General features: G+C 33.4%; 1 protein-coding gene. It reads right to left on the bottom strand.

The annotated features are described in order from the left end of the window. Positions 1–826, bottom strand: an 826-nt coding sequence (locus tag A3761_RS28235; protein WP_197473260.1) for a hypothetical protein, incomplete at both ends; no start/stop codon positions are given.

Here is an 826-nt window from a genome sequence, read left to right as displayed (position 1 = left end):
ATTGAACAGAACGCATTTCAAATACTGAATCATACATTTGAACCCATTCTTTATCAACTAAGATAAACTTAACTTTCTTGAATAGTTCAATCATTTGTTCAGTTACTTGGCGAATTTGTTTACGTTCACCAACTGTTAAATTAGCAAAACGTTCATTGTCAAAGTATTCTGCATTTGGAACAGTGATGATACGTTGTTTGAAATCAGATTTGTTAAGATTGAATACACCTGCTAACAAATCAACATCAAGTTCAGCTTCCATATCTGGAGTTGTCAAGATGTAAGCATCTTCAAGTTTAGTGTAAGTGTGAACACGCTCAATGTTATAACGAGGAGAAATAAACTCCATGTCTTTAGCAATGGCACGTGCTTTCTTAACTACAGCTTTCATATCTGATCCAACGGCTTCAACGTGCATTTTACCAGTTGTTACAGCGTCAATAAGCAAGTATTGGAACAACATTTGTTCATCAAGTTCAGCAGCTGAATAAATAGATTCAATGATTTTATTTGAAAGTGTTGACAAACCACCATCATTAGCAAATGCTCGTGGAAGTTCAGTTTCATCAATTGTTGCTGGATATTGTGCAGAAAAGTTTACTGTATGGAATGCTGCTCGTACATCAGAAAGAGTACGTTTAAATTCATTTTGAACAGCCAAATCAGGTCGAAACTCACGTGCTTTAGCAATGTTTACAAAGATTTCTTCAATTGTACCGTTTACTTTACCTTTTTTAAGTTCAGAGTATGGGTTATTGTAAATCTTATTAGTGATAATAGTTAACTGAATTTTGTTGACAAGATTACTTAAAAATTCATTTTTCAA

Source organism: Oleiphilus sp. HI0123, assembly GCF_001635315.1.
Note: the sequence above shows the minus strand (reverse complement) of the source record. Positions and strands in the feature narration are given on the sequence as shown.